The organism is Streptomyces sp. NPDC058663, from assembly GCF_042716745.1.
Classification (GTDB): domain Bacteria; phylum Actinomycetota; class Actinomycetes; order Streptomycetales; family Streptomycetaceae; genus Streptomyces.
Genome location: NZ_JBHXRV010000045.1, coordinates 72,301 through 79,260, shown reverse-complemented (window position 1 = coordinate 79,260; position 6,960 = coordinate 72,301). Strand labels below are relative to the sequence as shown.

Below are 6,960 nucleotides of genomic sequence, written 5' to 3'. Positions count from 1 at the left end.
GACGTGCACACGTCGCGGGGGCCGCCTGCTGTCCCGTTCCCGGACTACTCGGCCTTGATGGCGGAGAGCATGTTCAGCCGCGCCGCGCTGCGGGCCGGCCACATGGCGGCCAGGACACCGACCACGCCGGCCAGCACCAGGAAGATGCCGATGCGGTCCCACGGGACGACCAGCGAGTAGCCGGTGATCTGGTCCTTGACGGTCTGGCCGAGGGCCCAGGCCAGGAAGGTACCGAGGACCACGCCGACCACGGCGCCGAACACCGAGATCACCACGGCCTCCAGCCGGATCATGGTCTTGACCTTGGTGCGGGCCAGGCCGATCGCCCGCAGCATGCCGATCTCCTGCTGGCGCTCGAAGACGGACATCGCGAGGGTGTTGACGACACCGAGCACGGCGATGATCAGGGCCATGGCGAGCAGGCCGTACATGATGTTGAGCATCTGGTTGACGACGCCGCCGAACTCGTTGCGGATGTCGTCGCTGTCCATGATGACGATCGCCGGGTTCTTGCCGAGGGCGTCGACCAGGGCCTGCTCGTTGGCCGCGCTCGCGCCGCCGTCCATGGCGACGTACGCGGAGTAGATGAGCGGCTCCTGGGTGTGCTTGTCCAGGGTCTTGGCGTCGATCATGATGCCGGAGACGAATTCGGTGTGCCCGTAGACCGCGCCGATGGTGAGCTTGGTCTTCTTCCCGTCCTCGAAGGCCATGTCCAGGACCTGGCCGACCCGGTAGCCCTCCTCCTTGGCGGTCTTCTCGTCGACGGCGACCTCACCGCGGGACAGTCCGCCGAGCGAGCCCTTGACCACGGACAGGTTCAGGACCTTCTCGACGTCGCCCGGGGTGACGCCGACGGCGTTCTGGTAGGTGTCGCCCGGACCCTTGAGGCCGCCGTACTGCTGCGGCGAGGAGGCGGCGACGCCCTTCGCCCCGGCCAGTGCGTCGATGACGGTCTTGTCCATGGAGGACTTGTTGGCCATCGAGACCATGTAGTCGGCCTTGACGATGTCCGTGGTCTGCTTGTCGATCGCCCGGCCCATGGTCACGCCGAGGACGGTCAGACCGGTCACCAGGGTCAGGCCGATGGCCAGCGCGGAGGCGGTGGCGCCGGTGCGGCGCGGGTTGCGGACCGAGTTCAGCCCGGCCAGCTTGCCGGAGACCTTGAACACGCGGTGCAGCAGCGGACGCAGCAGGGCGATCACCGGACGCGACAGCAGCGGGATCAGGATGATGACGCCGATCAGGGTCAGGAACGCGCCGCCGCCGATGAGCAGCCGGCCGGTCTCCTTGCCCATGGCCGCGCCGCCGACGATGGTGGCCGCCCCGATGCCGGTGACGATTCCCCCGATGACGTTCCGTACCACCAGGGACTTCGTCGACGGGGTGGCGTGCACGCTGCTCATCGCGGCGACCGGCGGGATCTTCGCGGCCCGGCGGGCGGGCAGCCAGGCGGCGAGCATCGTGATCAGCACGCCGACGGCGAGCGAGGTGAGCACCGGGGTCGCGCCGACGACCAGCGGGCCGGACGGGAGCTGGGCACCCAGGGAGTCCATCACCGGGCCCAGGGCGGCGGCCATGCCGGCACCGAGGGCGAAACCGATCACGGAGGCGATCAGGCCGACGATGCCCGCCTCGGCCAGGATCGAGCGGGTGACCTGCTTGCGGGAGGCACCCACCGCCCGCATCAGCGCGAGTTCCTTGGTGCGCTGGGCGACCAGCATGGTGAAGGTGTTGGAGATCAGGAAGATGCCGACGAACAGCGCGATGCCGGCGAAGCCCAGCAGGATCTGGGTGAGGACCTTGGTCGACTCCGTGACCATCCGCTCCTCGTCGGCGGCGAGCTCCCGGCCGGTCTGCACGGTGGCGTCCTTCGACACCAGCGGTGTGATCGCCTTCTGCAGGGCGTCCTGGTCGGCGCCGGGCTCGGCGGCCACGGTGGCCGAGGCGTAGTAGCCGGGCTTGAGGAAGAGCTCCTGGGCGGTCCTGGTGTCGAAGAGCACCAGGCTGCCGCCCGAGTTGACGGAGCCCTGGTCGGAGGTGAAGACACCGCTGAGGGTGTACTCCTTCACCGGGCGGTTGGTGGCGATGCGGATCCGGTCGCCGACCTTGTACCCGCCCTTTTCTGCGGTGGCGCGGTCGAGGGCTATCTCACCGGGGGCGGCCGGGCCGCTGCCGTCGGTGAAGGTGAAGCGTCCGTCCTTGCCGTCCTTGCCGGGGAAGAAGTTGCCGCCCTTGTTGGACCAGCCCTGGGCGATCAGCTTGCCGCTGCGGTCGGCGGCGCCCGCGAAGCCCTCGACCAGGCCGGTGGCCGACTGCGCGCCGGGCACGGCAGCGATCTTGTCGAGCTGGGCCTGGCTGATGCCGGGCCGCTTCTCGGCCTCGTCGGGGCGGCTGCCGTAGTCGGTGATGCCGACGGCCACCTTGCCGAGCCCCTTGCTGGACTGCTGGCGGAAGGCGTTGTGGAGGGTGTCGCTGTAGATCAGGGTGCCGGAGACGAAGGCGACGCCGAGCATCACGGCGAGCACGGTCATCAGCAGCCTGGCCTTGTGCGCGAGCACATTGCGCAGGGCGGTGCGGAACATGGAGTGACGTCCTGGTGGAGGAGAGAAGCCTGGGTGGGGGAGGGCGGGCCGGAGCGGGTGGACGCCGCTTCGAGCCGCTGGGGTCCCGGGCGGACGGGGTCCGCTCAGTGCCCGTGAGGTCCGGAGCGGGTGGTCAGCTCGTACGGCCCTTGGTGTCGAAGTCCTTCATCCGGTCGAGGACGCCGTCCGCGGTGGGGTGCAGCATCTCGTCGACGATCCGGCCGTCGGCCAGGAAGATCACCCGGTCCGCGTAGGAGGCGGCGACCGGGTCGTGGGTGACCATGACGACGGTCTGGCCCAGCTCGCGCACCGAGTTGCGCAGGAAGCCCAGCACCTCGGCGCCCGAGCGGGAGTCCAGGTTTCCGGTGGGCTCGTCGCCGAACATGATCTCCGGGCGGCTGGCCAGGGCACGGGCCACGGCCACCCGCTGCTGCTGGCCGCCGGACAGCTCGGACGGGCGGTGCTTCAGCCGCCCGGACAGGCCGACCATCTCGATGACCTTCTCCAGCCACGCCTGGTCGGGCTTGCGGCCGGCGATGTCCATCGGGAGCGTGATGTTCTCCAGCGCGTTCAGCGTGGGCAGCAGGTTGAACGCCTGGAAGATGAAGCCGATCTTGTCCCGGCGCAGCTGGGTGAGCTGCTTGTCCTTCAGGGCGCCGAGCTCGGTCTCGCCGATGCGCACCGAGCCGGAGGAGAAGGAGTCGAGGCCGGCGACGCAGTGCATGAGGGTCGACTTGCCGGAGCCGGAGGGGCCCATGATCGCCGTGAACTCGCCCTGGTGGAAGTCCACCGACACCCGGTCCAGCGCGACGACCTGGGTCTCGCCGTGCCCGTAGACCTTGGACAGCTCGGTGGCGCGGGCGGCCACCGCGGTGGCGCGGTGCAGGGACTGCTGGGGGTACGTGGTCACGGTGGAGCTCCTGTCGGGACGCTTGGGGGGACGCTTCCCATCCTCACGTCGCTTTTACGTGCCGGAGTCCCTCCGCACGGCGGTTCCCGGGACAGCCTCCGGTCTGACCCGCCGGTGCTCCCGTCCTCCTTGAGTATGACGGCGACCCCGAGACGGAGGACGGGACGGGCGGGGCGGCCCGCGCACCTGGCGGGAACGGCGAGCGGGCGGTCCGACCCGGGCGAAAGGGGGCTAGTTTCCGTCAATCCCGTACACCCGCTGCCGGTGGACGGTACGGCTGCACGCCTGGTCGGGCGTGCGCCCCGGGGACCGCCCCGTGGGTGACGGTCCATCAAGCGCCCATAAAATAAGACAGCATGGGGGCGATCTGCCGCTGTTCGGGGGAGGTCTGCGGATAGGCTCTGAGCCATTGTCGCGGCCGCGCGCCCTGCCCGGATGGTGGAATGCAGACACGGCGAGCTTAAACCTCGCTGCCCCTCGGGGGCGTACCGGTTCGAGTCCGGTTCCGGGCACGTTCGCAGCCTGCAGCGGAGCGCGGCGTTCGCCTCCTGTTCCCCGCGATGAGGGAAAGATCCTCCTCTGGTACAGGGGTGGTTTCTTTGCGCCCCCATTACTCTTGAGTCAAGGCTGCATACGGCGGCCATGGAGGAGTGAAATGAGGAGCAGCAACCCGGTCTTCTCGCGACGGGGGTTCAGCCGCGACAACGGCTACGCGGGCTTCAACGCGCAGCAGCCGCAGGCCGGGGGCCCCGCCGTCGGAACCGCGGGCAACCCGTACGCCCAGGGCAACCCCTACGCCCAGGACGCGACGAACCCGTACGCGACCAACCCGTACGCACAGCAGGACCAGTACGGCGCCCCCGTGGCGCCGCCGCGCGGCAGCGTGATGACGATGGACGACGTGGTCAGCCGTACGGCGATCACGCTCGGCACCGTGATCGCCGGTGCGGCCGTGGCCTGGGTCACCCAGATGTCGCTCGGCCTGGCCATCGGCGCCGGTCTGCTGGCGATGGTGCTCGGCCTGATCCAGTCGTTCAAGAGCAAGCCGATGCCGCCGCTGATCCTGGCGTACGCGGCGTTCGAGGGCCTCTTCCTCGGCGCGATCAGCAACTACGTCAACACCTTCATCGCGCCGGGCGCCGCGATGCAGGCGGTACTGGGCACGATGGCGGTCTTCGCCACCATGCTCGTGCTGTACAAGACCCGGATCATCCGGGTCACCGCCCGCTTCACCCGCTTCGTGATCATCGCCGCGATCAGCTTTATGGTGCTCACCGCCGTGAACCTGCTCTTCATGGTGTTCGCGGGCGGTGACGGCCTCGGCTTCCGCAGCGGCGGCCTGGGCATCCTGTTCGGCGTCGTCGGCGTGCTGCTCGGCGCGTTCTTCCTGGCGCTGGACTTCAAGCAGGTCGAGGACGGTGTCGCCTACGGCGCGCCGCGCGAGGAGTCCTGGCTGGCCGCCTTCGGCCTCACCATGACCCTGGTGTGGATCTACCTGGAGATGCTGCGTCTGGTGTCCATCCTCAGTGGCGACGACTAACTCCGGCGCTCACACCCCGCAAGGGCCCGCAGACCGTGCGCAACGGTCTGCGGGCCCTTGAGCGTGCCGGGGCTCGCCGGTCGGGTCGTCGGGGGTCGGGGGCGGGGTTCAGAAGAACTTGCGGGCGGCCCGGCGCAGGTCGTACTCGTGGATGATCGCCTTGGCGTGGCCGTACGCGAGGTTGTGTTCGCTGCGGAGCCAGCTCACCTTTTCCTCGAAGCGGAAGAGGGAGGGGCCTTCGTCCACTGCGCGCAGCCAGTCGGACACTTCACGACCGGTGCAGTGGGGGATCCGGGAGAGCAGGTTGCGGTGGGTCTCTTCGGAGAAGACTTGGGACATCGGCGCCTCCGGAGGCATTGCGCTTGCTGGTCCTTCACGCCACCGTGCCTGAGGACCCGCCCGTTGGCAACAGTCCCGGGCGGGCGCGTAGGGTCGCGATGTGCTGGATACGACACCCCTGTTGACCGCCGTGGAACGGCTCGCCGACCGCTTGCGGACCACCCCCGAGAGCCGGCTGCGGCACGGGGCCGCAGCCGAAGGCCTCGCGCTGGCCAGGGAACTCGCGCTGCGGGCGCAGCGCCTTGAGTTCCCCGGCAGACAGCCGGTGACCATGCCCGACGCGGGCATGTTCGCCGTCGCCGACCAACTCGCCGTGGCGGGGCGGGATCTGGCGCTGGTCGTGGGAACGGCCCCGTCCGGTGAACTGGACGAGGCCGTGGCGCTGGTGGAGGCGGCCGGGGCGAGGCTCTGAGACCTGCTCCGAGGCCCGCCCGGCGAGTTTCTGAGACCTGCCGGGAGCCCGCGGGGTTGCCTACTCGGGCATCGAGGCGATGACGCGGTCCGCGAGGATGTAGACGTTCTCCTCGCCGCAGGAGAAGGTCAGCGCGTACGCCCCGGAGAGGCTGGAGCCGCCCAGCAGGACCGGCGGGTTCCCGTCGCGCAGCGCCTGTCCCAGCAGCTCCGCGGTGTCGCGGTGCCCGGGGGTCATGCCCAGCGTCGTACCGTCCGTGAAGACGTACATGTCGAGGGTGCCGAGCGGGCCTGGCCGGATGTCGGCCAGGACCACGCGGGCCTCGGCGAGCTCCTCCAGGCGGCGCAGGGTGGACTCGTCGTCACCGGCGATGACCGTGGGGGTGCGCACCGGGACGAAGTCGGGGTGCGAGGGGTGCCTGCGGCGGGCGGCGGCCAGTTCCGCGGAGTCCTCGGGGAAGTCCTCCGCGGCGGCCTCGGCCGCCTCCTCCGCGTCGGCACGGGCCTGGGCGGCGCGCAGCATCCGCTGGAGCTCCCCGTCGTCCATGCTCTCGAAGAAGTCGGCGGGCTCCGGGCCGAGATACGAGAAGGCGTCCTGCTCGGCGGCGCTGAACCCGGTCAGCGTCGAGGGGGCGTCGGCGGCGTCACGGGCCTCCTGTGCGGCCCAGAACGCCCGCGCCTCGGCGAGTTCCCGCTCCCGCTCCTCGGCCAGTGCCTCGGTGACGGCGGCCCGTATCTCGGCGGCCGGCGTCAGCGGCATCTCGCTGCTGCGGCTCTGGTGGGGGAGAACGGCGAGTGCGGCCCGTTCCCGCGGCTCGGCGGCCTCCGCGCGATCGGCCGCACGGTCGGCGCGCAGGGCGGCGACCTCCTTGCGGAGTCCGGCGACGGTGTGCAGGGCGGCGCCGCCGACGGCCGCCGTGGCAGCGGTGGCGAGCAGCAGGGCAACAGACATGGCGCTCACTGACGTACTCCTGAATTCATTGCGATCCCCTGACCGACATCGGTCCCCCGACCGATCCCCCGACTTCCTACCTCAGCTTTCCGTGCACGTGTGCTTGCCGTCAGTGCATAACGTCACGAATTGGACAGGTCTTTGGTCCTGGCACTTCGTCCGCAAACACCTGTGACCTGCGGGAACCCTGCCTTCCCAGGAGAGAGGTCACATCCTGGGGGAGATT

The 6,960-nt window shown here is 70.0% G+C and carries 6 protein-coding genes and 1 tRNA gene; 3 read left to right on the top strand and 4 right to left on the bottom strand.

Annotated elements, in window-relative coordinates:
• Nucleotides 1-44: 44 nt before the first annotated feature.
• Nucleotides 45-2,582, bottom strand: coding sequence for an ABC transporter permease (locus tag ACFWVV_RS28785; protein WP_384355152.1), 2,538 nt, complete (start codon nucleotides 2,580-2,582; stop codon nucleotides 45-47).
• A gap of 133 nt (nucleotides 2,583-2,715) precedes the next feature.
• Nucleotides 2,716-3,492, bottom strand: coding sequence for an ABC transporter ATP-binding protein (locus ACFWVV_RS28780; protein WP_384355154.1), 777 nt, complete (start codon nucleotides 3,490-3,492; stop codon nucleotides 2,716-2,718).
• 429 nt (nucleotides 3,493-3,921) lie between these two features.
• Between ACFWVV_RS28780 and ACFWVV_RS28775 the strand changes: the two genes are divergently transcribed.
• Both ACFWVV_RS28775 and ACFWVV_RS28770 read left to right on the top strand, forming a co-directional pair.
• A tRNA-Leu gene (locus tag ACFWVV_RS28775) sits at nucleotides 3,922-4,004 on the top strand.
• A 143-nt stretch (nucleotides 4,005-4,147) separates the two neighbouring features.
• Nucleotides 4,148-5,032, top strand: coding sequence for a Bax inhibitor-1/YccA family protein (locus tag ACFWVV_RS28770; protein WP_384355156.1), 885 nt, complete (start codon nucleotides 4,148-4,150; stop codon nucleotides 5,030-5,032).
• A gap of 108 nt (nucleotides 5,033-5,140) precedes the next feature.
• Here the strand turns inward: ACFWVV_RS28770 and ACFWVV_RS28765 are convergent, their stop codons facing one another.
• Nucleotides 5,141-5,371, bottom strand: a complete 231-nt coding sequence (locus ACFWVV_RS28765; RefSeq protein ID WP_384355158.1) for a DUF4287 domain-containing protein — start codon at nucleotides 5,369-5,371, stop codon at nucleotides 5,141-5,143.
• Between the two features lie 100 nt (nucleotides 5,372-5,471).
• Here ACFWVV_RS28765 and ACFWVV_RS28760 point away from each other — a divergent pair, with 100 nt between their 5' ends.
• Nucleotides 5,472-5,783 carry a hypothetical protein gene (locus ACFWVV_RS28760; protein WP_384355160.1) on the top strand — a complete coding sequence of 104 codons (312 nt, stop codon included), beginning with the start codon at nucleotides 5,472-5,474 and terminating at the stop codon, nucleotides 5,781-5,783.
• Between the two features lie 60 nt (nucleotides 5,784-5,843).
• On the opposite strand, the gene ACFWVV_RS28755 is transcribed toward ACFWVV_RS28760, so the two are convergent.
• Nucleotides 5,844-6,734 (bottom strand): hypothetical protein, encoded by an 891-nt coding sequence (locus ACFWVV_RS28755; RefSeq protein WP_384355267.1) that lies wholly within the window; start codon nucleotides 6,732-6,734, stop codon nucleotides 5,844-5,846.
• Between the last annotated feature and the right edge of the window lie 226 nt (nucleotides 6,735-6,960).

What these genes read in the sequence shown, in the direction of transcription:
- ACFWVV_RS28770 (WP_384355156.1), top strand. Translation starts at nt 4,148, where the DNA reads ATGAGGAGCAGCAACCCGGTCTTCTCGCGACGGGGGTTCAGCCGCGAC.
- ACFWVV_RS28765 (WP_384355158.1), bottom strand. Translation starts at nt 5,371, where the DNA reads ATGTCCCAAGTCTTCTCCGAAGAGACCCACCGCAACCTGCTCTCCCGG.
- ACFWVV_RS28785 (WP_384355152.1), bottom strand. Translation starts at nt 2,582, where the DNA reads ATGTTCCGCACCGCCCTGCGCAATGTGCTCGCGCACAAGGCCAGGCTG.
- ACFWVV_RS28755 (WP_384355267.1), bottom strand. Translation starts at nt 6,734, where the DNA reads ATGTCTGTTGCCCTGCTGCTCGCCACCGCTGCCACGGCGGCCGTCGGC.